The following is a 26,916-nucleotide window of genomic DNA, read 5'->3' on the forward strand; positions in this document are numbered from 1 at the left end:
AAAGAGAGGTGATAGAGATCATCGTTTCAAGAAAACTATTGCAATAATACCAATGGATATGGAGGTACATACATGTTGAACAGAAAAGGAATGATGATGGCTTCTTTTTCAGTAGTCATTGCTAGTTCATTACTGATGGGAAATGCTAGTTTTGTATCAGCGGATTCTCATCTAAACGGGGATTCTGTGGTTGCGGCAACGGGTGATTCGACGTTAGCTGATATGCCAGCTTATCTCAAATCCTCAGTGGAATGGGTTTGGAAGAATAGAATGTTGACCGAAGGCTCGACGGCTCGTAAAAATACGATTTTTGATCAAATTTTTGCGGGAAAAGGGACTCTTAATTATGTTATACGCTGGCAATCCTCTAAGCCCGTCACACTGAAGCAACGCCAGGATATTGCTAAAATGATAGATCGGCAGATGAACCATTGGACAGAGCATCTTCAAGGATATGACGGCTGGCCCTATAAGAATATTAAAGTAAAAGTGGTAGGCTGGGCTGTTGCCGATCCTTCACTGCTCCTGGACAAGCAGCCTGACGAGGTCATTTATACGGATACCATTACAGATACACTAGCTTCTGAAAAACCGGAAATTCCTGCTGCGCTTCCGGTTGCGCCTAATGAAATATCCCGATTTGAGCATTTTTCGGACCTGAACTATTCGTATCCAGGTGGATTGGATAAACGCTTTGATATGTATCTCTGGGCCACAGAAAATTTTGGCGGGGGAGCCGGCGGCGACTGGGGACAGCGTATGAATGATGAATACGTTCTGAGTACGGTGAACGCTGATGAGATTGAGATTACTGAACATGAAATTGGGCATGGATTTGGATTAAACGATTTTTATGAAGAACATGAGCGTCCACCAGGTGGATTCCCAACGAACACCATTATGTGGGCCGGCAATTCCGATCATATCACCGACTGGGATGTTTGGATGCTGCGGTATACCTGGAGTCAAATCAAAAAGGATACGGCTCGTTTCCCAATCACGACTAAAGACGACGATGGCCCAATTGAAACAGATCCTGATGAAATCGTGAACATAGCACCTGCGGCAACGGCTAGCAGCTCTTATACTTCATCTTGGGAAAATGTAAGCGCGCTAAACAATGGATTTGAACCTGCCAATTCCAACGATAGAAGTCATGCCGTGTATGGTAACTGGCCTGAGACGGGTACACAATGGGTCCAATATGATTTTGATCAAGAATATATGATATCCCAAACCGATGTATATTGGTTCAAAGATGGCGCTGGCATTGATGTTCCTAAGTCTTACAAGATTAAGTACTGGAATGGTCAGGGCTGGTCTAATGTCAAGCAGGCCAAAGGGCTGGGCACCGTGGTAGATCAATATAATACGACTACTTTTACGCCTGTAAAAACAGCGAAATTAAGAATTGAAATGGTATCCAAAGGATCGGCATCTACAGGAATCTTGGAGTGGAAAGTAGCAGCTAACAAACATTAAACATCATACTATTTGTCCAGAGGTTGTCTCCTACAATATTTGTGGGAGACAACCTTTTCTAATTCATAGCTGAACAGTTAGAGGTTGATGAGATCAGGCTTTTTTTCGTCTTGATTATGACGTTTGTTTCCTTCATATTTGTATCTATGTTTTGCTAAATTCTCGTATAAATGGATCACTAAGAATGAACGGGTGTACGATAGTATGTATAATGGACATCAGACATGAAAGAAAAGAGGACAGAAAGCGATGAGTCACGACGTGAATGCTCCTTACGATGTACATGTAGCATATGGACCGGTGTTTGAGCTGCTCAGCAGCTTACACACCTTTATTTGCCGCAAGGCTTACAAGAAGACCGATTTATCAGCCGGGTGGGCGGAGCAAGTGCGTGGAACGCTGTCCCCAGGCTTGTCCAAATTGCTGGAGTCCATGGAAATCAATGCAGATTGGAAGGTTATTTATGGACTCGTCTGTATGCTTTCTGATCACGGGAAGGTTAAAGAGGTCGTAGACCGTCTGGAGAACCGGAGTGTACAGGAATTAAACGAACTGGCATCAGCCCATGGGATCGAGCTGCCTGACAATATGGAGAAGCTTCGTAAACTTGCTTTGCAACTGCTATCTGGCTGGGACGAGGAGTATTTTCGCCATGTGGATACGAGTATTCTAAGCGGTCTGGAACAGGAAGCTGAACGGAGAAATAAGGAGAAGGGCGTATATAGCACTATGGAGTGGGTGGATCGTACCACTAATGGCTTCCGGTTCGAGCCTTCCAAAGGATTGACGCGGGTGTTGCTGGTGCCTCAATACCATTTTCAGCCGATTAATATCATTTATCGATTTGGGTCGCTCCTGTTGTGCCATTATTCGGCAGGGATTTATGTTCAGGAGGATGATTTTTTATCCCCACAGGAATATCGAATGATCCGAAGTTTGGGGGAGAAGAGCAGGCTTAAGATTTTAAAATATTTGTATCAAAGCCAGTCTCCACGAACCTTTATTGAGATTGTCCGTCATCTCAAGCTGTCCAAGGGAATCACGCACGATCATATTTTCAAGCTCCGGGCCTCTGGCTTCATCCATGCACATTTTGATGGCGAAACATTACTCGGATATAGCGCACGGCTTTCGGCTGTGGATGAAATGCATCGGAGCATTCTTGGCTATATGGAGCGAAATTAGGCTGCACGCACCAGTTAGACTTTAACACTTTAAACAAATAGACGTCGATCATTTGGAATCCAGATGAGTTCACGTCTATTTTTTTACATAAAAAATGGAGTTCTCTCTTTACAGAACCGGAATAGATTCCTATAATGAGATTTATCTTATTAATTACAACTTGTTTGATCGGAATTTACTAAATTAACTCGGGGGGATTATTTTGAAAAAGGGAATTATTCTACTCAGCAGTCTACTTCTGGCAAGTTCTACCTTATTAGCAGCTTGCTCTAGTGGTGGATCAGATAGCGCTAGCGATGCTACTTCGCAAAATAGTGATGTCGCACAGACAGCCGCTACAGCGCAGCCATTAACAAGTCTGGTACAAGCTTCAGATTTATCCAAATTGCCGGAAGTTTCCAAAAAGAGAAGCGACACGATTATTGTTGGTCTGACTGACCCAGCCGGGGTGTTTACTCCGTATTTTAACCAAAGCGGCTATGACGGCAACGTGATTTCGCAGTTGTGGACTCCGCTGGTCACGGTAGACGAGAAGGGGCTTCCGCTGCCCAATCTGGCTAAGAGCTGGGATATTTCTAAGGATAATCTAACGTACACGTTTCATCTGGTTCCCGGTACAAAATTCAGTGATGGCTCTCCTTTGACAGCAGAGGATGTCGCTTTTACCTGGACGTTGATCTATGACAAAGCCTATCCTGGTGACAGCCAAATCCGAAAGCTGAACATTAAAGGCGGCAAAGACTATACGGAAGGCAAGGCAAAACAAATTGAAGGAATCAAGGTGATTGATGCGCAGACCATTTCTGTGACGTTGGAAAAACCAAACGCGCTGGCTCTGCCGATTCTGGGTGACTATGTACTGTCCAAAGCCTACTACGGCAAGGATTACAAGTTCGGACAGCTGGATTATTTTAAAAATTTACATAGTAGCCCTCTGGGAAATGGGGCTTATAAGTTGGAAAAGTTCATTCCAGGGCAAGAAGTTCGTCTGGAGGCGAATGATCACTTTTTCAAAGGCAAACCTAAAACACAGCATTTCATTTACAAAACAGCAGAAGGCGACGCTTGGCAATTCATTGAAACAGGCGATACCGATTTTGCTCAATTCACCGCAACTCAGGAAAATATCGACAAACTAAAAGGGCTTGGCTTTTTAAACATTTTGCCGTATACCCCTAGCACTTACGGATATTTGCAAGTAAATCTTGAAAATGAAAAGCTTAAGGATAAAAAGGTTCGTCAAGCATTGACCTATGGACTGGATCGGAAAAGCATTTATGTCGACGCAGCTCAGGGAGCAGGGGCGGTAGCAAACATTCCAGCTTCCCCAATATTCTGGTCTTACACCACCGATGGAATCAATCCATACAACTACGACCCAGAGCAAGCGAAAAAGCTGCTGGATGAAGCGGGTTGGGCAGAAGGTAGTGACGGCATCCGTGAGAAAAATGGTCAGAAGCTGACCATTCACCTGCTGACCTCTAAACGTCCAGAAACAGACACCTTTATTGCGCTTGCGGCTGAAAATTACAAAGCGATTGGCGTTGACCTACAGCCGGAAATCTTTGCAGACTTTAATGCAATGGTCGCCAAAGTAGAAGGTAAAGATTATGATCTTGCCGCCTTCTCGACAGGCATGCTGACAGATCCTTCAGATGGAATCGAGCAATTCGTCAATGGAGAAGTCAAGGGATATAACAATCCAAAGGTAAAAGAGCTATATGAAAAAGGCTTGTCTACGACGAATATGGAAGAACGCAAGAAAATATATCAAGAATTATATGTGTTGCTAAACGATGAATTGCCCGTAATTTTTACCAACTATAAGAAGACGGTGTATGCCTACAATGGTCGGATGGAACATGTAAAGGTCAGTCCGTTCATTGGCTTGTCTGGTAATCTGTTCGAATGGTCCCTTAAATAAGCCACATTTGCGGGCCCCTTGTGAAGAACATCAGGTTCGGATCAAGGGGCCTCCCAAATGGGGAAACGTAATGAGTAGCCTGACCTTGAATTGAAAGGAGTCTGTCATGAGCTCGTTTTTAACGAAAAGACTGACGTATATGGTTATTATTTTGTTGGCCGCTTCGATGATGATTTTTTTCCTGTATGCCATGACACCGGGAGATTTCATTAGCGGCAACCTGAAGCTGTCGCCAGAGAGAAAGGCGGAGCTGAGGGGAATTTACGGCCTGAATAAGCCTATTCTTGAACGCTATGGAAATTGGCTGGGCAATGCGCTGCATGGAAATTTTGGTTATTCACTTGCCCAGCAGAAGCCGGTGCTGACCTTATTTAATGAGTATATCTGGAACTCGTTTTTGTTGGCCGTTGTATCGACCTTCCTGACCTGGTTTATCGCGGTCATTATCGGTGTGGTTGCTGCTTATAAGCAGTATTCATGGTTTGATACTTTGGTAATGGTGGTGATTTTCGCTGCCATGTCTGTGCCCTCATTTTTTATCGGGTTGTATCTGATTAAAATCGCAGCGGTTGACCTGAAGTGGTTGCCACCCGGTGGCATGCTCAATACGGGCAGTAACGCTACAGGTATGGAATATGTGAAGGAGGTTCTCCAGCATATGACCTTGCCAGTGATCGTTATGACGCTGCTGGGACTGGGATCGTTGACCCGCTACTTCCGTAGCAATATGATCGACGTGATCCAGCAGGATTATATACGCACAGCCCGTGCAAAGGGCTTAAAGGAAAGAAAGGTACTTTTTACGCACGCATTGAGAAATGCATTGCTGCCTGCCATTACGCTCGTTGGCTTCGAATTACCTGCGCTGTTTGGCGGGTCCCTGATTATTGAAAAGATTTTTAATTGGCCGGGAATCGGCCAGTTGTACATGCAATCCTTTTCGCTCCGGGATTATCCGCTACTTATGGGCTTTACGATGCTGATTGCCATATTGAGCGTTATCGGGACACTGTTGTCCGATATTTTGTATCGCATCGCGGACCCGCGTGTGAAAGTGTAAGAAGGGGGCTAAGGAATGTCATCCGTGAGCAGTAATTTGAGCAAGAGCAACGGCAGACTGCGAACAACTGTTAAATCTTCAATGTGGCAGCAAGCGCTCCGGCAGCTGTTCAGAAACAAGCTTGCTATGGCTGGTCTGCTCGTCGTGGTATTTATGTTTTTGCTCTGTTTTATCGGTCCGTTATTTTCTCCTTATTCCGATAATAAAACAAATATATTAATGATGAACAAGGCGCCCAATATCCATCACTGGTTAGGAACTGACAAGCTGGGGCGGGATGTGATGACACGCGTGATGCAAGCAGGTCAAATTTCTCTTACCGTGGGTTTAGCCTCAATGGTATTGTCAGTCTTTCTGGGGGCTACGCTGGGGGTCATATCCGCATATTTTCGCGGGATTGCGGATCAGATTATTATGCGTGTTGCTGATTTGCTGCTGACGATTCCCAGTTTGCCCCTGCTATTTATTATGGGCGCGCTGCTATCGGACTGGAAGGTTCCACCCGATCAGCGGATGTATATTGTCATGTTGATGCTTAGTCTAGTCAACTGGCCGGGGATTGCACGGATGGTGAGGGGCCAGATGCTTAGTTTGCGGGAACGTGAATTTATGCAAGCCGCGACGGTACTGGGACTCTCGAATCGTCGAAAGCTGTTCAAACATCTGCTGCCGAATATTTTACCGTTGTTGATCGTTATCGCTACATTGAATATTGGCGGAGCTATCTTGAGTGAATCTGTACTCAGCTTCTTTGGCCTTGGCGTGCTGCCCACGACACCGACTTGGGGCAATATGATTGATGCCGCTAACAATGTGCTGGATTTTCAGCAACGTCCGTGGTTGTGGATACCGCCAGGACTGTCTATTTTTGCTACAGTCATCGCTATTAATATTTTTGGTGACGGGCTGCGGGATGTACTTGACCCGAAACATAAGAGGTAGGTGATCATACACCATGGACAATTTACTTTCTATTGAACATTTAAGCACTCATTTTTATACAGAAGAAGGAACGGTTAAAGCGGTGGATGATATCAGCTTCCGTGTGAAACCCGGGGAAACGGTATGCATTGTCGGTGAATCGGGATGCGGCAAAAGTATTACCGCGATGTCGATCATGGGTCTGATCCAGAGTCCCGGTGGTAAAGTGGCAGGCGGAAGCATCCGCTTTGAGGAAACCGATCTGCTAGAGCTTAGCAGAAATGAGATGCGCACGATTCGCGGACATGAAATATCCATGATTTTTCAGGAGCCGATGTCTTCATTGAATCCAGTCATGACCATTGGTGAACAGCTATCCGAACCACTGATTGAGCATTTGAAAATGGGCCGTAAGGAAGCTCGTAAGCGAGCACTGGAGCTGATCGAACAGGTCGGTATATCCCGGCCGGAGCAGATTTTAAAAAGTTATCCGCATGAGCTGAGCGGGGGGATGCTGCAGCGAATTATGATTGCCATTGCTGTTTCTTGTGGTCCCAAGCTGCTTATCGCGGATGAGCCAACCACGGCGCTGGATGTAACGATTCAGGCGCAAATCCTGGATATGCTGCGTGAATTTAAAGCCCAATCCAATATGTCGCTCATGCTAATCACCCATGATCTGGGTGTTGTCGCCGAAATGGCTGATTACGTCATTGTGATGTATGCAGGCAAGATCGTCGAGGAAGGCGAAGTGGTACAGCTGTTTAATCATCCCAAGCATCCTTATACACAAGGGTTACTAAAATCCAAACCGGTGCTTAATCAGCGCCAAGAGGAACTGTATTCCATTCCCGGGCAGGTACCTAATCCGCTGGAGCTGACGACTTCCTGTTATTTTCATGACCGCTGTGGGCAGTGCATGGACATTTGTCGTGTAAAGGAGCCTACATTAAAAGAAGTTTCAGCTCAGCAGAAAGCATCCTGCTGGTTATATGAGGAGGCGGTTGTTCATGGCTGAGCCGTTGTTGGAAATAGACCGCTTAAAAACGTACTTTCCGGTGAAGTCCGGGTTTATGAACCGTACTTCAGGACATGTGCGGGCGGTAGACGATATCAGCTTTACGATCCGTCAGGGTGAAACCTTCGGATTGGTAGGGGAATCGGGGAGCGGTAAAAGCACGGTGGGCCGCACGATTGTTAGATTGACGGATAAAACGGACGGTACCGTAAAATACAAAGGGGTGGATCTACACAGCTTGTCAGCCAAAGGGATGCAGGAACTTCGTCCCAAAATTCAGTTGATCTTTCAAGACCCATATAGCTCGCTGAATCCGCGTTTACGGATTGGTGATGCCATTGGTGAGGCGCTACTGGATCACGGTATAGCAACGAAGGAGGAGGTCCGGCAGATTGTGCTGGACGTGCTCAAGCTATGTGGATTGTCAGAGTATCATATCGACCGTTTTCCCCATGAATTTTCGGGAGGTCAACGCCAACGGATCGGCATTGCCCGAGCGCTGGCGCTTCAGCCGGATTTAATTATCGCTGATGAGCCGGTATCAGCGCTGGATGTGTCCATACAGGCGCAGATTATTAACCTATTCGCCAAATTGCAGGCCGAACGGGGTCTGACATATTTGTTCATCTCGCATGATTTGAGCGTGGTGGAACATTTGTGTTCCCGTATTGGCGTGATGTATTTAGGCTCCATGGTCGAAACGGCATCGCGTGACGAGCTATTCGGGAATCCGTTGCATCCGTATACGAAGGCGTTGCTGTCGGCTGTACCTATTCCGGTGCCGAAGCTGAAGAGAGAACGTATTTTGCTCAAGGGGGATATTCCAAGTCCGGTTAATCCGCCTTCGGGCTGCAAGTTCCATACTCGCTGCCCCTTTGCAATCGACCGTTGCTCCAAAGAGATTCCACTCTATCGTGAGGCTCGTCCAGATCATTGGGTAGCTTGCCATTTGGCTGAATGAACAAAGTCAGTCAGCAAATTTTAAAGCCGTTGAAACGACAGACCGTTCACAAGAGTGAAGGGGGCTGCTGTTTCAACGGCTTTTTAATGTCGTGATTCAAACCGCTTGGGTTGACAACACACCTGGAGCAGCGTTATATTAAATAGTAATCGTAATGATTACTATTTAAGGTATAAAATCATGTCCATATCCGTGTTCATCAATCTCGCGGTAGTGATGGTGAACCTTCATGATTGGCATATATCACAAGGAGGAGCTTTACATGGCCAAGAAGTCAAAAGTCGTAAAAGAGAAGAAACGCCAGGAAATTGTAGCTAAATATGTGGACCTGAGACGTGAATTGAAAGCAAAAGGGGACTACGAAGCTTTGCAAAAGCTTCCGCGTGACTCATCTCCAACCCGCCTGAAAAGCCGTTGCGAGCTGACAGGCAGGCCTAGAGGATACTTGCGCAAATTCAAGCTGTCTCGTATCGCGTTCCGCGAGTTGGCACATAAAGGCCAAATTCCAGGAATTACGAAATCAAGCTGGTAAACAGGCACTTATGTCGATCGTCAGCGCATGGAGATTATCTGTGTTGTTAACCTGAGGGTATGTCTGATAGAAGGTTGTAACGGGAATGCTTCATGTCGTAGGGGGACATGGGGCATTCCTTTTCCATGGAAAATATTATCGTTTGTATTGATTCTCCTCAGATGGTTAGGTAGAATATGGACGGGTTAAAAATATACATAACAAACGATTACATAATGTGGATATATCAGATTATGTATACCTCAGGAGGAGCTACAAGATGGAAGTGAAACAGAGAGAGGACTCCTTTTGGAGTATGGTCAAAAAAGGAAACAAATCCTCGGGCTCGGCGGCGTTAGGTAATACCGGCATTGCTCTGATTAAGGGGATTGCTTTTGCCTTGACAGGCAGCGGCTCTATGTTTGCTACGATGATGCATTCCATTGCGGATGCAGTGAATCAAATGTTTGTATTCGCGGGCAGTGTATTGGCAGAGAAAAAACCGACAAAACGCTTTCCTACCGGCTTTGGACGAGTGATTAACCTGTTTTGTATGGTTGCCGTTATTGTTGTAACGATTATGGCCTATGAAACCGCATTGGAAGGCATTCATTTGCTGCAGCATCCGGCTGAATCTACACATGGATTTTGGATTAATGTAGTAGTGCTGATTTTGTCACTAGTGGTGGACGGATTTGTATGGAGCAAAGCGATGAAAGAAGTGCTGCATGAATCCAGAGTAGAAGCGAAGGGGCTAAGCATTTTCACCACTGCGTTCCGCCATGTGGGGCGTGCTGCACCGCCAACCCGTCTGGTGTTTTATGAAGATTTGGTAGCAACAACGGGTGGAGTACTTGCTCTGCTAGCAGTAGTGGTTACATCGCTGACAGATTTTAAACTGCTGGACGGAATTTCGAGTATACTCATCGGTTGTCTGATGGTCGGTGTTGCTTTCCGGGTCGGTTACGACAACATGGTAGGTTTGATCGGTGTATCTGCTCCTCCTGATATCGAAGAACGTGTGGCTTCCATTATTCTAGCAGACACACATGTAACGGATATTTATCAAATGCGTATTTTACAGGAGGGACGCTACTATCACGTGGAAGGGTTGATTGAGCTTACACCGGGCATGACGCTGGCAGATGCTGACGATATTAAATTTAGAGTCGAGGACGCTTTGCTACGTGATCCTAATATCTCAGATGCAGCATTGGGTATTCTGGAAGATGACGGGATTAGAAAATGGAAACAAGAGAAACCCACAGTTTAGAAAAAATGATCAAAGCGAATCTGGACGGGGATTGGCAATAGTGTAAAACAAGAACTTCCATGACCACGGCAACGGGGCATGGAGGTTCTTTTATTTTTTCTCAATTGTTTTACTACCCCTTTGAATTTAGGATGATTGTTAGATACAATGAAAGCGTTAACAAAAAAAGGTGAAACAAATGCTTCTCATGGGGAGGAAATGCAAATGAGTCTTCTGAGGGAGGCTTGGCCTGCTTCGCGGCTCGTTAAGGCGCTGGCTGGCGGCATACAGGATTCAGCAAGGCAACGGTTAAGGAGTAATTGGACAAAAAGGCTGCGGACGACTGTCTCTGAGCCGATATACGCCGAGCTTTGGATGGATATTGAGCGTGTCTGTAAAGATAATCGGGAAGCATCATGGCCTGAACTGCCGTTGTCTCTGTTTCGGGAATTTGCTAATACAGGAGAGCGCAAGCCGTATGAGGATGTGTACTTTGAACGGCGTGGACGACTGGTTGCTATAGTGCTGGAAGCTGTTGTCAAGCCGGAGCCTCGAAAGATGAAAGAGGTGGAAAGCGGTCTGCTGGACATATGCAGCGAGTACACATGGGCGCTTCCTGCACATGTCAATGAAGAGGGCACAGTAACACCGCCTTGGCAGCAGGTGGATTTATTCGCGTCCGAAACAGCACAAACGCTGGTTGAAATTTTATTGCTGCTAGGAGAACAACTGGCTAGCCATGTGGTCGCTAAGGTGCACGAAGAGATTGAACGTCGTGTGCTGGAACCCGTTTTTTGGAAGCCTCGTCATTTTGGATGGGAAACCGCAGATCATAATTGGTCGGCAGTATGTGCTTCCGGTTGCGGAATTGCAGCATTGCTGCTGGTAGAAGACGACTTTTCCAGAGCGGTAGCCATTGAGAGTATGCTGGGCGCGCTGGATTGTTTTTTGGCAGGCTACAGAGAGGACGGGGGATGTCCCGAAGGCGTAGGTTACTGGGTATACGGCTGTGGTTATTTCACTTATTTTGCCGATATGCTGCGTGAGTTTACCGAGGGAGCTGTGGATATTCTGAACTCGGAAAAGGTTAGGCAAATCGCAGCCTTTGCAGAGCGGGTTCATCTGTCGAATGGAATTTTCGCTAATTATTCGGACAGTAGTGAAACTGAACGATTGCCTTCCGGACTCATCTCTCATTTGAATTCATTGCAAGAACGACCATCTACACTCCCTTTCCGCGTACCTGGTCTGTTGGAAGACCCCTGTCGCCGCTGGGCTCATGTATTGCGCAACTTGGTCTGGACGAATCCTCTGGCATTCGGGAGCGGTGAGACCGTTACCAATTATTTGCCGCAACTCGGTTGGCTGATGTGCCGCAACCGCAGTTCCAGCCATAGTGGACCCGGAAGCCAAAAGGGTGAAACAGGTGTCATGCTTGCATTTTCAGCGAAGGCTGGGCATAACAATGAACCGCACAATCATAACGATCTTGGACATTTCATCCTTCATGGCGGTGGCGAAAATATATTGTGTGATCTGGGAGCAGGCCTGTACACGAAAGCCTATTTTTCATCGGGACGAGAGTCGATTATCAATATCTCCTCCGGCGGTCATTCCGTGCCTGTCATCAATGGGACTATGCAGCAATCGGGCACACAGGCAAAGGCGGTTGTGCTGGATATTGCTTTGGATGAGCAGGAGGAGGTACAGACGGGCACAAGGCTTAAGCTTGATTTGACATCTGCTTATCCTGTAGAAGAATTGGCGGTCTTCACCCGCTCCTTTACATGGAATGTGCTGGAGGGAAACGAGGGGGCAAGGCTTACCGTCACCGATCATTTTGAGTTTGAAACGTCAGGTGTGAGTATGAAGTCACGGGATGTGGAGGAGGTTTTGATCAGTCGTATTCAGCCTAATCTGGGAGCAGGCTTCGTGGAATGGAAGGGAGCGAACGCAGTCGTCAGGCTAGATTATGATGCCGGCGTGCTGCGGGCGGGGTTGGAGGCTGTGAAGCACATAGATCATGACGGAGCTCCCTTTGTGTTTTATAAAACATCGCTGCAACTGGATTCCAATCAATGGAACGGTTATGCAAGCGTAGATTGCAATCTGTTTTTTACCATACATTAATTTTCATTTTGAATGGGAGGCAGACAGGATGAATAAGCTGCAGACAGGCAGCGTGTACCCTTGGCAGACGGAGCTGGAGAGATTTATAAAACAGGTGGAAAGCGCGCCAAATCGAGTGAATGACGGATGGACTCACCAACATAAGCTGGCTGTGCTGGAAAAGCTGGTTCGCGCATATGCCCTGCATCAGGATGATACCGGAGCTATCATTGACCCCCATTCTGAAAGTGAACGGTACTACTCCACCCCCTCCTATGCGTTGGCTGCGGCGGTGTTGGTCAAAGAAGGCCGGCATGATTTACTGGAATCTGCTGCTGCGGCCTTGACGCATAGCATAGCTTGTGTAGTGGAGGAAAAAGCGCCAGATCACCACCCAGACTTTTTTCCAATTATGATGATGGGAGCGTATCGGCTCCTTAAAAATCTGCTACCAGAACAAGCCATGGCATGGAAGCAGCAACTGAGCAGAATTCAGCCGGAGCAGACCTACATTTTTACGATGAGCAAAATGAAAAATCCGAACCGGATGATCAACTGGAATGCGATTATGATTTCCGGCGAGTTTTTGCGTGCAACGGAAGGAATTGCAGCCGATTCGGAATGGATGGAGACGTATATCCGCAGCTACCATTTGCCTCGTTTTACCGGGTTGGGCCTGTATCAGGATGGTCCGTTGGATCGGCCCAATAGCCCATTTGCCTACGATATCGTTACACGTTTTCATCTGGGCGTGATGCTGGAGAACGGATATGATGGCAGCTGCGCACTCGAACTGCGTGACCACCTTCGCAGGGGGGCGCTCAGCACATTACTGGCGCTATCCCCGCACGGGGAAATTCCGCCGCGTGGAAGAAGCGCCCAGCATCAGTGGAACGAAGCGGCGGCTGCCTTTGTCTTTACAACACATGCTCAGCAGGCTATTACAGCAGGAGAGCATGGGCTCGCAGGTGCGTTCCGACGGGCAGCAGATCTATGCTGGCAAGCGATTAGTCGCTGGCAGACGGATGACGGCAAGCTGCATATCGTCCGGAACCATTATTCGTCCGAGGCACGACATGGCTTTGAGGTGTACTCAAATCATACCTGTTACAGTCTGTGGACGGCGGCTGTGCTGGCCCACACCCTTCTATATGGGGAGGAGATGGATCACATTTCTCCAACCTTCATCCCGGCGGAGATCGGCAGCCGGGTGTTGGCAACGGATGGCTGGTTCCAGACTGTCATTGCAGCCGTAGACGGGCAGCAAATGCTTGTGCAAACATCGGTCAACGACCCGTACAATGTTCCGGGCATCGTGCGTATTCAGCAGTCTGCGCTGCCGTCGCTGATCGGTCCGTCCTCAGCAGGTCATGCAGACCGCGGATTTACAGGCTTCGCGGAGGGAGATATTTTCCCGCTGAGCTATACTCCGGCCTGGCAAACGGAGGACGGAAAGTGGCACAGCTTGTCGGAAGGCATTCCCGGTACGCTGGAGTTCGACCGGGATGGAGGGATTGACCCGCAGGATGGTGGAGGAACCGTACAGATGGAACAAAGCTCAGCGTCTGACGGAGCAACGGATTTTACACTCCTATGGGAAGGCCCATTCCCGGGAGTGAGGGAAATCCGAACGCATTATCGTCAGGTGCCGGGCAAAATTGAAGTGGCGTATGAGCTTAAAGGCAATATTCAGAATGTAGGGGCACTTATTCCCCTAATGGCGTACGACGGTCGGGAGCGCAGTGTTATTCATCATGTCATGTCAGCTGGGAAAGAAACGGAAAGCATTCGAGTAGAATACGCAGGTGCAAGCCTCGAAGTCATCCCGACGACGGAAGGAACGAACGTGGTTTGGCCGGAAGAATTAGCTTCTGTGGCCTGTCGGAATGGTTTACTTAAGGGAGCGCGTCTGGAATGTGAAGGCAACCGCATTTCCTTTATCATTCGGTTACCTGAATAAATGGAACTGGTGTAGCCATATATATTTTTAAACATGTGGAAAAAGGAGAGGAAAAGAAATGACGAAAGCAGAAGCATGGCTGGAGCAATCGTGGGAGCTGGCTTTGGATAAGACGCTTGCCTTGGCGGCAAGACTGGGGGACGCTTTTCCACATGTTGCAGAGGGTGGACGTTATGATAATCGTGAAGAAGCGTGGTGGACAGCAGGCTTTTATCCGGGGCTCCTATGGCTAGCCAATCGGGCGCGTCCTGACAGTGTGGCAGCCGGGATTGCACAGCGGTGCGAGGGTCTTTTGGAAAAAATACTCTATAATAGCGAAGCTGTAGACCATGATCTTGGCTTTATTTGGCTGCTCAGCGGTGTGGCCGCCCATCGGCTGACCGGAGATTTAGAGTCCAGAAGACGTGGGTTGTTGGCTGCCAATCTGCTGGCTGCCCGTTTTAACGTGAATGGCCGTTTTATTCGAGCGTGGAACTTCCCCTCGAAGGACATGGATACACGGGGCGTTGCGATTATAGATAGTATGATGAATCTACCTTTGCTTTATTGGGCTTCGGAGGAAAGCGGAGATCCGCGTTTTGCCGCTCTCGCTGTGCAGCATGCAGATACCGTAGCACGTGAATTTGTCCGTTCGGACGGCTCTATCGCACATGTGATCGAATTCGATCCAGAGATTGGAAAAAAGGTCGCCGAGCATGGCGGACAGGGATTTGCTCCCGGTTCTGCCTGGGCACGTGGCACGGCTTGGGCTTTGTATGGTTTTACGCTTTCGTATGGGTATACGCGCGATTCGCGTTATTTGAAGGTGGCCGAGAACACGGCTGACTTTTTCCTGTCCCAGCTGGGCGATGTTTGCCTGCCTGTGTGGGATTTTAGAGCAGAAGAAGAAGAGCACCGCGGGGCATGGGATTCATCGGCTGCGGCAATTGCGGCCAGTGGTTTGCTGGAGCTGGCAAAATATTCGACGCGTGCAGAACATTTTACAGAAGCTGCAGCATCTATCCTCGAGGGCTTGCATCATACGTGTACGGCGTGGGGCGAGGAGCATGAGGGATTACTGATGAACGGGACCGTACATTATCCTGAGCAAAAATACATCAACGTTCCCATTATCTATGGCGATTATTTCTTTGTCGAGGCATTGGCAAAGCTGCGCGGAGAAGAAGGTTTGTTTAGTGTTGAATGCAAAAAAAATATAGTGTATAAGCGTGCAAGAACGAACTCATTTTAATCGTACGGTCGTTTGTCAGATTTACGGAATGAATTGTGAGGCAGCGTGTGTGTAATTTCATTTACATATACGCTGTTTTTTTATGCATGAAAAGACTGGATTTATTTCGATGCCAAAGTACTACTTATAGGGGGTTAAGAGATTGTAGTTGCGCTTATTTTGTACCCCATCGGAGAAAAATCATTGTACATAAGCTCTTAACTCCTATGAAAATTTTCATTTTGATGCATGGATATAGGTCCTTTTACTTGTTTAAGAGTATTTACTCGTAAATTGACAATATAGGTGGGTAACCGTATGATATCTTCTTGGATAAAGGAATAAACTGGATTTTAAATCTCATTTGCAAAAGGAGTTATACATATCATGACAGCAACAAGTGATTGTACAAAAAGAATATACGGAGGGTTTTGGATAAGAACAGTAGCGTTTGTGATTGATCTGATCATCCTTACTGCCATAGTCCTTTTAGTAGGGGGCGCAATTTACATTATCCCAGATCTTCTGGACATAAAGGAGACGGGTTTCATACAAGTACTGCTTATGTTGTGGCCGCTGATCTTATGGCTCGTAGTGCCATGGTTGTACTGTGTGTTATGGGAATCATCGAAGGTAAGAGCAACACCGGGTAAGCTTGTGTTCTCTTTAATTGTTGTAGACAAGGAAGGAAAGCGTCTTGGATTCATGCACGCGTCTGGACGGTACTGGATTAAAGCCATTTCCTTTATGTTTGTTCATATTATTTATATTGTGGTCGCTTTTACTGCGAAGAAACAGGGAGTCCACGATCTTTGTACCAACACTTTAGTTGTGAATAAAAAAGAGTTGCAACGACATCAGCAACAATTGCCCTTCCCTCCAGTAGCTTCTAATATCATGAATTAAGGAAATTTCCGTTGCAGAAGATGGGTCTATTATGTAATATTAAGTCAATGATAATGATTATCATTTTCTGTAGACTATATAACTTGGAGGATACATCCATATGCTACATGTAAAAAAATCGACCAAACTCCCTATACTGGCGGGAGTACTGCTCATTATAGCCGTTGTACTATCAGCTTGTAGCTCTCAAGGAAATGTTGTCCAAACTTCCCCTACAGCAGAACAGGCTGCAAACAGCACGGTTCAAAAGGAAGAGGCATCAACAACGTCGACCACCCGAGAATATACAGACTCTCAAAAACGTAAAGTAACGATTCCGGTAAATCCACAGCGGATCGTTTATGTAGGCAGTGATCCGGGGGATTTGCTTGCCTTGGGTGTACGTCCAGCAGGTGCGAGTCTGAGTGTCATTCAGTCACAAATTGTGTACGCGGACCTTACCAAGGATATTACCGATGTAGGCTACCCGGTGAATCTGGAAAAAGTGACGATGCTGAAACCGGACCTTATTCTTCACGACAATTGGGATGAAAAGGCGATTGATACGTTAGCTAAAATTGCACCTACCGTGGCTCTCAATTCCGAACAGGCAACTTTTGAACGTATGCAGGAGCTAGGTAAACTTCTTGGAAAAACTAAAGAGGCAGACCAATTCAAAACCTTATATGACGAGAAGGCCAAACAAATGAAGGCCAAGCTGGATGTTGACATTAAGCCAGGAGAGACAGCGACAGTGCTGTTAGTTATGGGTAAAAACCTGTATGTTATGGGACATCAGGGCGCGTCCGTGTCCTTGTATGATGTGCTTGGCTTTAAACCGGCTCTCAAGGTACAAACAGACCTGATTGATAAAAAAGAGCGTTTTGCTACCATTTCTATCGAGGTGCTTCCTGCATTTATCGGGGATGAACTATTTATCCTGTCGGATCAGAGTAAAGAAACAGTTGCAGTTACTAATAATCTGATGAACAGTGAAATATGGAAGACCATTCCCGCCGTTCAAAACAAACGGGTATATACACTCGACAGCTCATGGAATTTTGATGATGCCATCACGAGAGAACGGCTTCTTGAACAAATTCCAGATCTGATGAAGCAAAAGTAAGCATGGAACCAGCCAGTGCCTGAAAGCATTAGCTGGTTTCTTTGTTTTCTCATTATGCTATGAATACTTCCCTTGCTTAACCTATCTCTTATCAAGCTTTCTCCACCAAATCCTTCGCCAAATCCTCCTCGTAGCGTACTCACACAAACGAACCCTGATGTCCTTTATTTATAGAATTTCATGGAGAAATAAAAAATGTAAGCTGTTCTTACAGTTTTCATGTTCTTTTTAGCTTGTTTTGCGTTATAATGAAAGGATGCACATTATGAACGAATTGGAGGCACAGCCCGATTGACTACTTACCCTTTTGCCTTTGATCCGTCCAAGCCGTTTATTGAGCAGGCAAGTGACTGGATTGCGGATGTATTTTATGAAGTTTTGCCTGAAGTCGGCTTTGAGGTTCGGGATGAACAAATTTATATGGCATTCCAGCTAGAGCGTGCCTATAAGGAAAAAAAGACCATTTTTGCAGAAGCAGGTGTGGGCACTGGTAAAACGCTGGTATACCTGCTGTACGCTATTGCATATGCCCGATACATGAGAAAACCGGCGATTATCGCCTGTGCGGATGAATCGTTAATTGAACAATTGGTAAAGCCGGAAGGGGACATCGCCAAGCTGGCACAGCATTTGAGTCTGACGATTGATGCCAGATTGGGGAAGTCGCCGGATCAGTATATTTGCCTGAATAAGCTGGATGAGGTGCGAGGCGGACTGGATGAGGACGCAGATGTTTTCCGGGATATTTATCAGGAACTTCCGGATTTTGTTCATTTTCCAGATACGTTACAGTCCTTCACTCCTTACGGAAATCGGAAGGAGTATCCCGAGCTAACAGATGGACAGTGGAGCAGACTCGGATGGGATGTATTTCAAGACTGTCTCGTTTGCCATCAGCGCCATCGTTGCGGTCAGACGTTGTCTCGTGATCATTACCGCAAAGCGGCAGATCTGGTCATTTGCTCTCATGACTTTTATATGGAGCATGTATGGACCTACGAAGCGAGAAAGCGCGAGGGTCAGCTGCCGTTGCTGCCGGAGCACAGCTCTGTCGTCTTTGACGAAGGGCATCTGCTGGAGACAGCGGCACAAAATGCACTTACCTACAAGCTTAAGCACGCTCAGTTTGAGTCTATTATTACCCGACTTCTCGAGGGGGAAGTGCGAGAATCTTTGGCAATGACGATCGAAGATGCGATCTCCCAAAGTGAGGCTTTGTTCGCTGCGCTTGATAAGAACAGTCAGCCTGTACAGGGTTCTAATCGCAAGGAGTTCATCCTGAATGAGTCACTAATTCGAGAGGTAAACCGCTTTGGTGAACTGATCGGCACGATTGAGGAAGAGCTTGTATTTGAAAGCGGGCTATTTTCTTTGGATGAGTATCAAGTCAAAATTGTGGAAGAACATTTGGAAATGATTCAAACCGCATTGGCTTTGTTTAAGCGTCCTGAACTTCTCATTTCGTGGGTGATGGAGGATCAGGATGGATTAACGCTTGTGGTTATGCCGAAGATGGTAAAAGAGATTCTCAAAGAACGAGTATTTGCGCAGCATATACCAATCGTATTCTCTTCAGCTACGCTTTCCGTAGAGAGCTCTTTTGACTATATGGCACAGAGTCTCGGTATTGAAAATCCACTAACGTTTTCTGTTGCTTCACCTTATGACTACAGCGATCAGATGCAAGCTGCACTGTACCCGTTGCAAGCGGGGCATGATCCAATCCAGAGAGCGCTGGCACTGCTGGAGAAATCGCAGGGAAGAGCGCTTATCCTGTTTCCTTCACAGGAGGAATTGGCTGCATTCAAGAAGGATCTCGTTGCTTACCCGGAGGCATCAGCCTATCGTTTTCTGTACGAAGGTTCGGCTGAAATCAGCCATCTGATCTCAGCTTTTCAGAATGATGAGGAAAGTGTGTTGTGCGCTGTTACATTATGGGAGGGATTGGATATTCCTGGACCTTCTCTGTCGCACGTCATTATCTGGTCACTACCATTTCCTCCGAATGATCCGGTTTTTACGGCTCTGCGCAAGGATGCAGCAGATCCGTTTATTCAGATAGATATGCCTCACATGGCACTTAGACTCAGACAAGGCATAGGGCGTTTAATTCGCTCGCGTAATGATCGAGGCTGGATATCCATCATGGGCCAGGATTTGAGTCGTCAAGAAGTACGCACACAAGTTGAACAACTACTGCCTGCGGGCGTAGAATGCACCGTAATTGAAGGAAACCCGGAGGGAATAAAAACATGTTGAATTTTACAACGTACACAGTAGATCAGATTAAAGATGCTTTTGGTATTTTGACTGGACAGCGTTATGAATTTATCATTGATGTAGAGGTAGAGGAGGACGACGAGCTATACACTGAAAACGGACTGTATATCCGTTGTCTTTATTTAGTAGACGAAGAAAAGACGGGACTGCTAAAGTATGAATTAATTGAAAAAGTAACGAATAGTTACATTGATCTTGAACTTGAAGATGATGAGCTGCAAGCTGTTGAGAACTTCTGTAAAGAACATGTACAGGATGAAACAGTGAAGTAACAGTATAGAACACTTAGCTAGTACAGCTCGTATATAGCTAACATATAATGAAGATATCAAGGAGTCCTGGGATGACCAGGCTCCTTTTTTATGGTCTAATGAAGAGAACTTATTTGCTCTAGCGCAGTCTATCCCACACATTCACCATAAACAGCATAGTCCCCCCCGCGAGTAACACCCACCCTATGGCGACCCAAACTCCAGCCTCTGGAACCTCGTAATTTTCACCTATAATTGCCAATATCAACACAGGCAGACCGATATTATGCATCCAAAAATGGATATGTGCCAGAATAGTAACTGAAAGTGCAGGAAAGGTCACATAGATCAGACCTATAATTCCAAGTGCAATCCAACCCAACAAATGGATATGAGACTGAACATTGGACAGGCTGTAATCACCCGACAAGCCAATAATTACACTAAGCAGCACACTGAGGGCAAAATATACGGCAGCTATCTTCAGAAATTGCTTTCCCATATATGAACTCCTCCTTATGTTGCACGGGGATATTTTGTGACATCTTCTCTATCATATCGAGCAAGCAGGCAGGGTGTGTGGGTATTGTGACTGGTCCATTTGACAAAAGCTTCAAATACACATAAAATCTTATTGCATCAATACTTACCGTATTACTGTGTTTTCTCGGAGATGATAGCGAACTTCTCCGACAATAGGCGTTAATTTTGACCATTGGTTTATTTTGGATTCGCCATTAAAAGGAGCTTGAAATTATGAATGTATATCAAAATACCCTTGAACTCATCGGACGTACGCCATTAGTGGAGCTGAACAGCTATTCTCTGCCGAGAGGAATTCGCCTGTTTGCGAAGCTGGAGTTTATGAACCCCGGCGGCAGCGTAAAGGATCGGGTAGGTAAGGCTCTAATTGAAAAAGCATTAAAAACAGGTCAGCTGAAGCCAGGTGGGACATTAATTGAAGCAACAGCAGGCAACGCAGGTATTGGTCTTGCGATGGCGGCGCTTCATTATAATATCTCTGTTATTTTTGCTGTGCCTGAGAAGTTCAGCCAAGAGAAGCAGGACCTGATGAAGGCATTGGGAGCACGCATCGTTCATACCCCGACAAGTGAGGGGATGAAAGGAGCTATCGAAAAAACAAAAGAATTGGCTGCTGAAATAAAAGATGCATACTTGCCACGGCAATTCAGTAATCCGGATAATCCCGAGGCATATTATACGACAATGGGACCTGAAATATGGAACGATCTGGACGGCAAAGTGGACGTATTTGTGGCAGGTGCAGGCTCGGGGGGAACGTTTATGGGAACCTCGCGTTATCTTAAGGAACAAAATGCAGCCCTTAAAACGGTCATCGTGGAGCCGGAAGGGTCCATTTTGAATGGCGGCGAGTCAGGTCCACATAAAACGGAAGGAATTGGCATGGAATTAATCCCTGAATTTGTGGATAAAGGATATTTTAATGCCATCCACACCATTAGCGATGTCGATGCTTTTGACCGTGTCAAGGAACTGGCTGCACGTGAAGGTCTTCTCGTTGGCAGTTCTTCAGGGTCTGCTTTACATGCCGCTTTACTGGAAGCCGAAAATGCACCGGATGGCGCACATATTGTTACCATTTTCCCGGATAGCAGCGAACGTTATCTGAGCAAAAAAATATATGAAGGCGGGATATAAAATGAAACGCAAAACAAAACTGATTCACGGCGGACTTCCTACCGATCCCCATACAGGTGCGGTTAACGTTCCTATTTATCAGGTAAGCACTTATGAGCAAGAGGAAATTGGCGTCCATAAGGGATACGAATATTCGCGTACAGGCAATCCGACCCGGTTTGCTCTGGAGGAACTGATCAAGGATCTGGAGGAAGGAAAGCGTGGTTTTGCTTTCGGTTCGGGTATGGCAGCAATTCATGCGGTATTTTCACTGTTTAATGCAGGGGATCATATTTTGCTGACCGATGATGTATACGGAGGAACCTACCGTATTGTAAGCAAAGTCCTCAGCCGTATCGGAATTGAGTCCACATTTGTGGACACGACTGACCTGGAAGCCATCTCCAAAGCAATTCGTCCGAATACGAAGGCATTGTATGTCGAAACGCCCACGAACCCACTTTTGAAGGTTACGGATATCCGCGCTGTTTCGGAACTTGTAAAAAAACATGATCTTTTACTGATCGTCGACAACACATTTGCTACCCCTTATTGGCAGACGCCAATTACACTTGGGGCTGATATCGTCATTCACTCTGCTACCAAGTATTTGGGCGGCCACAGCGATGTTGTAGCCGGCCTGGCTGTTGTGAACAGCGACGAGCTGGGAGAACAACTTCATTTTCTGCAAAACGCCATTGGTGCTATTCTCGGCCCGCAAGATTCTTGGTTATTGATCCGAGGTATTAAAACATTGGGTCTGCGTATGGAAGCGATTGAGCAAAACGCGAAGGAAATTGCAGCCTTTTTGGAAAAACATCCGAAGGTTAGCAAAGTGTACTATCCTGGACTGGAAAGCCATGCACAGCATGAATTGTCCAAAATCCAGGCCGAAGGCTTTGGCGGCATCATTTCCTTTGATGTAGGTAGCGACGCTAACGCGGTTGCACTTCTGAAAAAGGTGAAATATTTTACACTGGCTGAAAGCTTGGGAGCGGTTGAAAGTCTGATTAGTGTTCCGGCACGTATGACGCACGCCTCTATTCCAGTAGAACGTCGTGCAGAGCTAGGTATTACCGAAGGTTTGGTGCGGATTTCGGTTGGGATTGAAGATCTGGAAGATTTGATCGAAGATTTGCAGGCAGCATTGTAAGAAAATAATTGTAATGTTCAAGAGAGGTAGCTGAGGCTGCCTCTTTTTTTGTGTATTGTAGAATAAAGTATTGCTTTTCCTTAATAACCGAGTATAATACTTGGTAATAGATTGAGCCCTAAGGAGAGAGACCCTATGAAACAGATAAAAACACGCAGTTACCTGCAGGTAGATGACTATCTGGATCTTCTTAATTATGCGAAACAATTGAACGATATAGATTGGCAACAGGAGCTCAAAGAAGCCCTGCGGCATCAATTGCTGGAGAATGGCAAAGAGACTAAAGATTCTGAGATTAATACGCTGTGGCGGCATTTTGATCAGATAAACGATGAATTGCTGAGGTTGTTTGATCTCTTACGAAATAGTAATAACGCGGCGGATCGAAACTCGTGGAGCGAACAGATTTGGGAGCTAAAGTTAGAACGCATTAAGTTGGAAAAGCAAATTCAAGCGAGTTATGCACATTTTTAAAACAACGCATAGAAAGATATAAAACAAAAAAGGCACGCAGCTGACACTGCAATGCCAAGAATTCGCGAAATAAGTTGAGACTAATGCCTATACCTAAATTATTGTGAAGTTTGCTTCATGTCACGCATCATTTTCATCATCATCGTCATCATTTCGTCGCATTCTTGCATTTTAGTCATCATCATATCCGTGTTCATATCCATCATATCCATATCAGACATCTTTTCCATGCACATTTTCATGCTTTTCATTTTAGCCATCATGTCTTCCATACACATGGTCATCATCATTTCCATACACATTTTTTCCATTGTTTCTCCTCCTTGGTATTAAAAATAGTAACTTCACCCTAAACATACTATACCCTAGTATTGTTAGCAACAATCATGGCAGCATTAAATAGGTTTTTAGATATAGAAATTTTTAATAACGAAGTGAAGCACTCCGCTTTCTTCGTTTTTTGTTTTATCATAGCTACTTTTTTGAGAAGAACAGAGGAGTACGTAGAGGTAATAACGAATAGTTTTATATAGTTAAATTGAATGTTAAACGGAATATAACCGCGACTACGTCTCTGAGGAAACAAAAACCTGGAGGGGGAATGTTATGAGGTTCACACATCTGGAAAAAGCAACAACTGTGCTGTCGGATCATCCGGTACGTCTGAGGTCTGCTTATGCAGTCGGTCCGGTCATGCTCCCGAAAAATTGCGGTGTGGGCAGGGAATGGACAAGTTATTTTGCCCATGAGGAATGGAATTTGGAAAAGGCTTGTGATGAAGAAGGAGTAGAGCTTTCAGCCGGAGGAAAGGCAGCGTGCCGATTATTGACCGAGCTGGACCCACGGACTGCCGAACTGAATCTAGGTGTTTTTCCGCCTTTGGCCGAACAAGAAAGGCTTTTGCTGGTTTCAAATCTTCGTTGTATGGCTGCACAGGAAGTGATTTTCAGACCCTTTGAAGGAACGGGACAAATTTGGATAGATGGCACACTGGTATATGCGGAATCCGGTCCTTTTCGCTTGTATCTGGAGGAAGGCGATCACACGGTAGTTATCATTGCTGCGTTTATTCCCGAGGAGGCCCGCTCTATTCGTATCAGTGGAAATCAGGTATGCGACGAACCAGATGTGACAGAACTGCATCGTGAATTTGTAGAGCGTAATATACGTTTTCATATGGCTTGGTTAGAGGTTGAAAAAAGTGCTGGCAGGGAGGGTGAAGACAGCCCGATCTTATTTTATTTACTGCGTAAGGATCGGATAGATCTTCCCTTAGATCAAACGTTATGGGTCGAGGTAACAAATGATGAAGGCATGAAGCTGGATCGCTTTCCAGCACATTGGGAGCAGGAGCAAAGCTATGACTGGGATGAAGAAAAGGCCAGGAATACGGGAATGCTGCACTTCACCGTTACATATCGGGATCATGAGGCTGTGGAGCATCATTTTGTGTATTCGGCACTTGTGCGGCCTTTGTCAGTTGTCGTGGAGGGCTTGCAGGAAGAGTATGACCGGTACATTCAAGCCCGCGCTATAGATATTCTTCATTCTGCGCAGAAAATACAAATAGAGGGCCTGCTTGAGGAATTAAAAAGGTTAACGGATTTGCCGGAAGATCCTTTTGAAATCTGGGATTACCGGGTTGTACGTGAATATATCAAGCTATTAAAACAAATCTTCACGTGTGGACATAACGAACAGTCACACTCCCCATCCTTACTTCAAGAAGAACACATCTTTTTGTCTAATGACGGAATTGGGGAAGGATTTTTTGTCTCCCGTTTGGACAATAGTTTGCAACGCTATACAATTCAGCTTCCCAGAAGCTATTCGACTGACCGACTGTATCCTCTGATCGTTCTGATGCCAGGCAAGCGATATGAACTGGGCTTGCCGGATTTTCAGAATCGAGGTTTTGGGCAAGGCTGGGAAGAGGAAGCTATATTCGTTACTTTTTCATGCCGTGGTGTAACGTTGGGCAGTTATATTGGAGAAGCTGCTTTTTTGGAGGCGCTGGATGTCATACTGCAAGCATACCGAGTGGACGAAGAGCGGATCTATCTGACGGGTTATTCGAACGGAGCATATGCGGCCTGGGCGATGGCACAGGCTTATCCTTCTCGGTTTGCGGCTATTGCGGTTATCTCTGGAGCGCCACATCCCAAGCATCTGATAAATCTGTTGAATATGCCAATATTGAATGTATGCGGAGATCAGGATTACTTATTTGCACAAGCATACACAGCCCCTGTAACAGAGCTTCCATCTGATCATTTTAAAGGTGTCGTAGAGCGGAAGTCTAATCACTGGGATACGCATGAGCTGAGACTTCTGGACGGCGTACTGGGTTGGCTTATGCAATGGAAAAGAGATGTCGTACCTCGGCGTATTGCCTATCGTACGGAACGGGGCAGACATAACCGGGCTTACTGGCTGGAACTGACGCGAATGGATGAAAATGAGGAATATGCCGAGTTGTACGGTGAAATGAGTGCCACAGGTGAGTTGGATATCGAGGCAGTTCACGCCGAAGAATTTATCGTTCATCTTTCTCAAGAGGTCATGCCCTTGGAATTGGCCCAAGTTCGTATCGGAGCCCGTATTTTCGTGTTGGACTTGCGGGAATACAGCCGCTTTCGCTTTGTTAAAACACACTCACATAAACGTCCCTCACCTGAATACCGTTTGATTGCTGAACGGGAGGAAGAAAGCAGTGAATGCTTTTCAAAAGAATCGGATGCCAAAAAGGAAATTGTGGATTCGAAAAGCGTGGGAAGAAACGTTTTGAGCCATGGTATGGGTGTGCTTGACGTTTATATGGATCGTCTTCACATTGTCCTTCCATCCAGCTATGCTACACCGGAGGAAGAGCAGGCGGTGAGACGGACGGCGAACGCCTTGGCTAGCCCACGAACAGCAACTTGGAATCCGTATATCGGTGTTCATTATCCGGTGGTGTCTTCCAATGATATTACGGAGGAAGCACTGGCTGATAGCAACGTGATTTGTGTCACTTCGGGCTTGTCCAGACATGAGCTGCTTCAGAAGCACCAAGCCGATCTGCAAATTACATGTACGGAGGAAGGATATACATTGGGCGACGATTTTACGGCAGGCGAGTATTGTCTGTCATATATTCAACCTAGCCCATGGTCTGCAACCCAGCAAATGCTTGTCGTAGCGACCAATTCCCCCCGTATGTTGGGTAAAAACCTATTTATGCGCAGACTGATTATGCCTGGATACTTTAATGGTCTACACCCGTATTTGAATAAAGAGATTATTGTGTATGATAGCAAGGGAGTGCGTGCTTTTAACTTTACTTCCATTAGACATGCGCAGCAAAAACTGCAAGGCCAATAAAAAAGATAACAATGTTATAATAATCTATAATTAAAAAAACCGTCTGGAGGCACGTTGGCGATCCTGACGGTTTTTTGCTGGTTCATTGCAGTGATTTGTGATCGGGATGACGTCATATAAAGAAGGGCATTG

At 46.1% G+C, this 26,916-nt stretch carries 22 protein-coding genes; 20 read left to right on the forward strand and 2 right to left on the reverse strand.

Annotated features, from left to right (window positions below; translation table 11 throughout):
- The first annotated feature begins 72 nt into the window (after positions 1–72).
- From KAI36_RS11095 to KAI36_RS11170, 16 genes are all read left to right on the forward strand, one after another.
- Positions 73–1,482, forward strand: a complete 1,410-nt coding sequence (locus KAI36_RS11095; protein WP_220027738.1) for a discoidin domain-containing protein — start codon at positions 73–75, stop codon at positions 1,480–1,482.
- 249 nt (positions 1,483–1,731) lie between these two features.
- Positions 1,732–2,667: an ArsR family transcriptional regulator gene (locus KAI36_RS11100; RefSeq protein WP_220027739.1), complete on the forward strand. Its 936-nt coding sequence runs from the start codon at positions 1,732–1,734 to the stop codon at positions 2,665–2,667.
- Positions 2,668–2,869: 202 nt separating this feature from the next.
- Positions 2,870–4,591 (forward strand): ABC transporter substrate-binding protein, encoded by a 1,722-nt coding sequence (locus tag KAI36_RS11105; RefSeq protein ID WP_220027740.1) that lies wholly within the window; start codon positions 2,870–2,872, stop codon positions 4,589–4,591.
- Between the two features lie 106 nt (positions 4,592–4,697).
- Positions 4,698–5,651, forward strand: coding sequence for an ABC transporter permease (locus KAI36_RS11110; protein WP_061831922.1), 954 nt, complete (start codon positions 4,698–4,700; stop codon positions 5,649–5,651).
- 15 nt (positions 5,652–5,666) lie between these two features.
- On the forward strand, positions 5,667–6,593 hold the full coding sequence (gene opp4C / locus KAI36_RS11115; RefSeq protein WP_025724170.1) for an oligopeptide ABC transporter permease: 927 nt from the start codon (positions 5,667–5,669) through the stop codon (positions 6,591–6,593).
- Positions 6,594–6,606: 13 nt separating this feature from the next.
- A complete protein-coding gene (locus tag KAI36_RS11120) occupies positions 6,607–7,590 on the forward strand; it encodes an ABC transporter ATP-binding protein (RefSeq protein WP_023988366.1) in 984 nt (327 codons plus the stop codon).
- Entirely contained in the window at positions 7,583–8,551 is a 969-nt protein-coding gene (locus tag KAI36_RS11125; protein WP_220027741.1) for an ABC transporter ATP-binding protein, read from the forward strand. Before KAI36_RS11120 ends, KAI36_RS11125 begins: the two co-directional genes overlap by 8 nt.
- A 262-nt stretch (positions 8,552–8,813) precedes the next feature.
- The gene (gene rpsN / locus KAI36_RS11130) at positions 8,814–9,083 is read left to right on the forward strand and encodes a 30S ribosomal protein S14 (protein WP_220027742.1); all 270 of its coding nucleotides are present in this window, start codon (positions 8,814–8,816) and stop codon (positions 9,081–9,083) included.
- A 259-nt stretch (positions 9,084–9,342) separates the two neighbouring features.
- The gene (locus KAI36_RS11135; protein ID WP_023988369.1) at positions 9,343–10,335 is read left to right on the forward strand and encodes a cation diffusion facilitator family transporter; all 993 of its coding nucleotides are present in this window, start codon (positions 9,343–9,345) and stop codon (positions 10,333–10,335) included.
- 204 nt (positions 10,336–10,539) lie between these two features.
- A complete protein-coding gene (locus KAI36_RS11140) occupies positions 10,540–12,444 on the forward strand; it encodes a heparinase II/III domain-containing protein (RefSeq protein ID WP_220027743.1) in 1,905 nt (634 codons plus the stop codon).
- 28 nt (positions 12,445–12,472) lie between these two features.
- Positions 12,473–14,383 (forward strand): glycosyl hydrolase, encoded by a 1,911-nt coding sequence (locus tag KAI36_RS11145; RefSeq protein ID WP_220027744.1) that lies wholly within the window; start codon positions 12,473–12,475, stop codon positions 14,381–14,383.
- Between the two features lie 58 nt (positions 14,384–14,441).
- On the forward strand, positions 14,442–15,614 hold the full coding sequence (locus KAI36_RS11150) for a glycoside hydrolase family 88 protein (protein ID WP_220027745.1): 1,173 nt from the start codon (positions 14,442–14,444) through the stop codon (positions 15,612–15,614).
- A gap of 366 nt (positions 15,615–15,980) precedes the next feature.
- Positions 15,981–16,499, forward strand: coding sequence for an RDD family protein (locus KAI36_RS11155; RefSeq protein ID WP_220027746.1), 519 nt, complete (start codon positions 15,981–15,983; stop codon positions 16,497–16,499).
- A 100-nt stretch (positions 16,500–16,599) separates the two neighbouring features.
- On the forward strand, positions 16,600–17,604 hold the full coding sequence (locus KAI36_RS11160) for an ABC transporter substrate-binding protein (RefSeq protein ID WP_220027747.1): 1,005 nt from the start codon (positions 16,600–16,602) through the stop codon (positions 17,602–17,604).
- A 291-nt stretch (positions 17,605–17,895) separates the two neighbouring features.
- Positions 17,896–19,863 carry an ATP-dependent DNA helicase gene (locus tag KAI36_RS11165; protein ID WP_220027748.1) on the forward strand — a complete coding sequence of 656 codons (1,968 nt, stop codon included), beginning with the start codon at positions 17,896–17,898 and terminating at the stop codon, positions 19,861–19,863.
- Positions 19,857–20,156 (forward strand): DUF6509 family protein, encoded by a 300-nt coding sequence (locus KAI36_RS11170; RefSeq protein ID WP_023988376.1) that lies wholly within the window; start codon positions 19,857–19,859, stop codon positions 20,154–20,156. The genes KAI36_RS11165 and KAI36_RS11170 overlap by 7 nt, the downstream gene beginning before the upstream one ends.
- 118 nt (positions 20,157–20,274) lie before the next feature.
- Here KAI36_RS11170 and KAI36_RS11175 read toward each other — a convergent pair whose 3' ends face one another.
- A complete protein-coding gene (locus tag KAI36_RS11175) occupies positions 20,275–20,637 on the reverse strand; it encodes a hypothetical protein (RefSeq protein ID WP_220027749.1) in 363 nt (120 codons plus the stop codon).
- A gap of 254 nt (positions 20,638–20,891) precedes the next feature.
- On the opposite strand from KAI36_RS11175, the gene KAI36_RS11180 reads away from it, so the two are divergent.
- The 3 genes from KAI36_RS11180 (at position 20,892) to KAI36_RS11190 (ending at position 23,421) form a co-directional block, all read left to right on the forward strand.
- Positions 20,892–21,815 carry a PLP-dependent cysteine synthase family protein gene (locus KAI36_RS11180; RefSeq protein WP_023988377.1) on the forward strand — a complete coding sequence of 308 codons (924 nt, stop codon included), beginning with the start codon at positions 20,892–20,894 and terminating at the stop codon, positions 21,813–21,815.
- 1 nt (position 21,816) lies between these two features.
- On the forward strand, positions 21,817–22,947 hold the full coding sequence (locus tag KAI36_RS11185) for a bifunctional cystathionine gamma-lyase/homocysteine desulfhydrase (RefSeq protein ID WP_025724184.1): 1,131 nt from the start codon (positions 21,817–21,819) through the stop codon (positions 22,945–22,947).
- Between the two features lie 135 nt (positions 22,948–23,082).
- Positions 23,083–23,421: a hypothetical protein gene (locus KAI36_RS11190; protein ID WP_220027750.1), complete on the forward strand. Its 339-nt coding sequence runs from the start codon at positions 23,083–23,085 to the stop codon at positions 23,419–23,421.
- 98 nt (positions 23,422–23,519) lie between these two features.
- On the opposite strand, the gene KAI36_RS11195 is transcribed toward KAI36_RS11190, so the two are convergent.
- A complete protein-coding gene (locus tag KAI36_RS11195) occupies positions 23,520–23,732 on the reverse strand; it encodes a hypothetical protein (protein ID WP_013310103.1) in 213 nt (70 codons plus the stop codon).
- Positions 23,733–24,027: 295 nt separating this feature from the next.
- Between KAI36_RS11195 and KAI36_RS11200 the strand changes: the two genes are divergently transcribed.
- Positions 24,028–26,784: a PHB depolymerase family esterase gene (locus tag KAI36_RS11200; RefSeq protein WP_220027751.1), complete on the forward strand. Its 2,757-nt coding sequence runs from the start codon at positions 24,028–24,030 to the stop codon at positions 26,782–26,784.
- Positions 26,785–26,916 lie beyond the last annotated feature (132 nt).

It is taken from the genome of Paenibacillus sp. S02 (genome assembly GCF_019454065.1).
In the GTDB taxonomy this organism is placed as follows: Bacteria; Bacillota; Bacilli; order Paenibacillales; family Paenibacillaceae; genus Paenibacillus; species Paenibacillus polymyxa_B.

Bases quoted from the DNA above. Each gene is read 5' to 3' on its own strand.
- KAI36_RS11095 (WP_220027738.1), top strand. From the start codon at position 73: ATGTTGAACAGAAAAGGAATGATGATGGCTTCTTTTTCAGTAGTCATT.
- KAI36_RS11100 (WP_220027739.1), top strand. From the start codon at position 1,732: ATGAGTCACGACGTGAATGCTCCTTACGATGTACATGTAGCATATGGA.
- KAI36_RS11110 (WP_061831922.1), top strand. From the start codon at position 4,698: ATGAGCTCGTTTTTAACGAAAAGACTGACGTATATGGTTATTATTTTG.
- opp4C (WP_025724170.1), top strand. From the start codon at position 5,667: ATGTCATCCGTGAGCAGTAATTTGAGCAAGAGCAACGGCAGACTGCGA.
- KAI36_RS11120 (WP_023988366.1), top strand. From the start codon at position 6,607: ATGGACAATTTACTTTCTATTGAACATTTAAGCACTCATTTTTATACA.
- KAI36_RS11125 (WP_220027741.1), top strand. From the start codon at position 7,583: ATGGCTGAGCCGTTGTTGGAAATAGACCGCTTAAAAACGTACTTTCCG.
- rpsN (WP_220027742.1), top strand. From the start codon at position 8,814: ATGGCCAAGAAGTCAAAAGTCGTAAAAGAGAAGAAACGCCAGGAAATT.
- KAI36_RS11135 (WP_023988369.1), top strand. From the start codon at position 9,343: ATGGAAGTGAAACAGAGAGAGGACTCCTTTTGGAGTATGGTCAAAAAA.
- KAI36_RS11140 (WP_220027743.1), top strand. From the start codon at position 10,540: ATGAGTCTTCTGAGGGAGGCTTGGCCTGCTTCGCGGCTCGTTAAGGCG.
- KAI36_RS11145 (WP_220027744.1), top strand. From the start codon at position 12,473: ATGAATAAGCTGCAGACAGGCAGCGTGTACCCTTGGCAGACGGAGCTG.
- KAI36_RS11150 (WP_220027745.1), top strand. From the start codon at position 14,442: ATGACGAAAGCAGAAGCATGGCTGGAGCAATCGTGGGAGCTGGCTTTG.
- KAI36_RS11155 (WP_220027746.1), top strand. From the start codon at position 15,981: ATGACAGCAACAAGTGATTGTACAAAAAGAATATACGGAGGGTTTTGG.
- KAI36_RS11160 (WP_220027747.1), top strand. From the start codon at position 16,600: ATGCTACATGTAAAAAAATCGACCAAACTCCCTATACTGGCGGGAGTA.
- KAI36_RS11170 (WP_023988376.1), top strand. From the start codon at position 19,857: ATGTTGAATTTTACAACGTACACAGTAGATCAGATTAAAGATGCTTTT.
- KAI36_RS11175 (WP_220027749.1), bottom strand. From the start codon at position 20,637: ATGGGAAAGCAATTTCTGAAGATAGCTGCCGTATATTTTGCCCTCAGT.
- KAI36_RS11180 (WP_023988377.1), top strand. From the start codon at position 20,892: ATGAATGTATATCAAAATACCCTTGAACTCATCGGACGTACGCCATTA.
- KAI36_RS11185 (WP_025724184.1), top strand. From the start codon at position 21,817: ATGAAACGCAAAACAAAACTGATTCACGGCGGACTTCCTACCGATCCC.
- KAI36_RS11190 (WP_220027750.1), top strand. From the start codon at position 23,083: ATGAAACAGATAAAAACACGCAGTTACCTGCAGGTAGATGACTATCTG.
- KAI36_RS11195 (WP_013310103.1), bottom strand. From the start codon at position 23,732: ATGGAAAAAATGTGTATGGAAATGATGATGACCATGTGTATGGAAGAC.
- KAI36_RS11200 (WP_220027751.1), top strand. From the start codon at position 24,028: ATGAGGTTCACACATCTGGAAAAAGCAACAACTGTGCTGTCGGATCAT.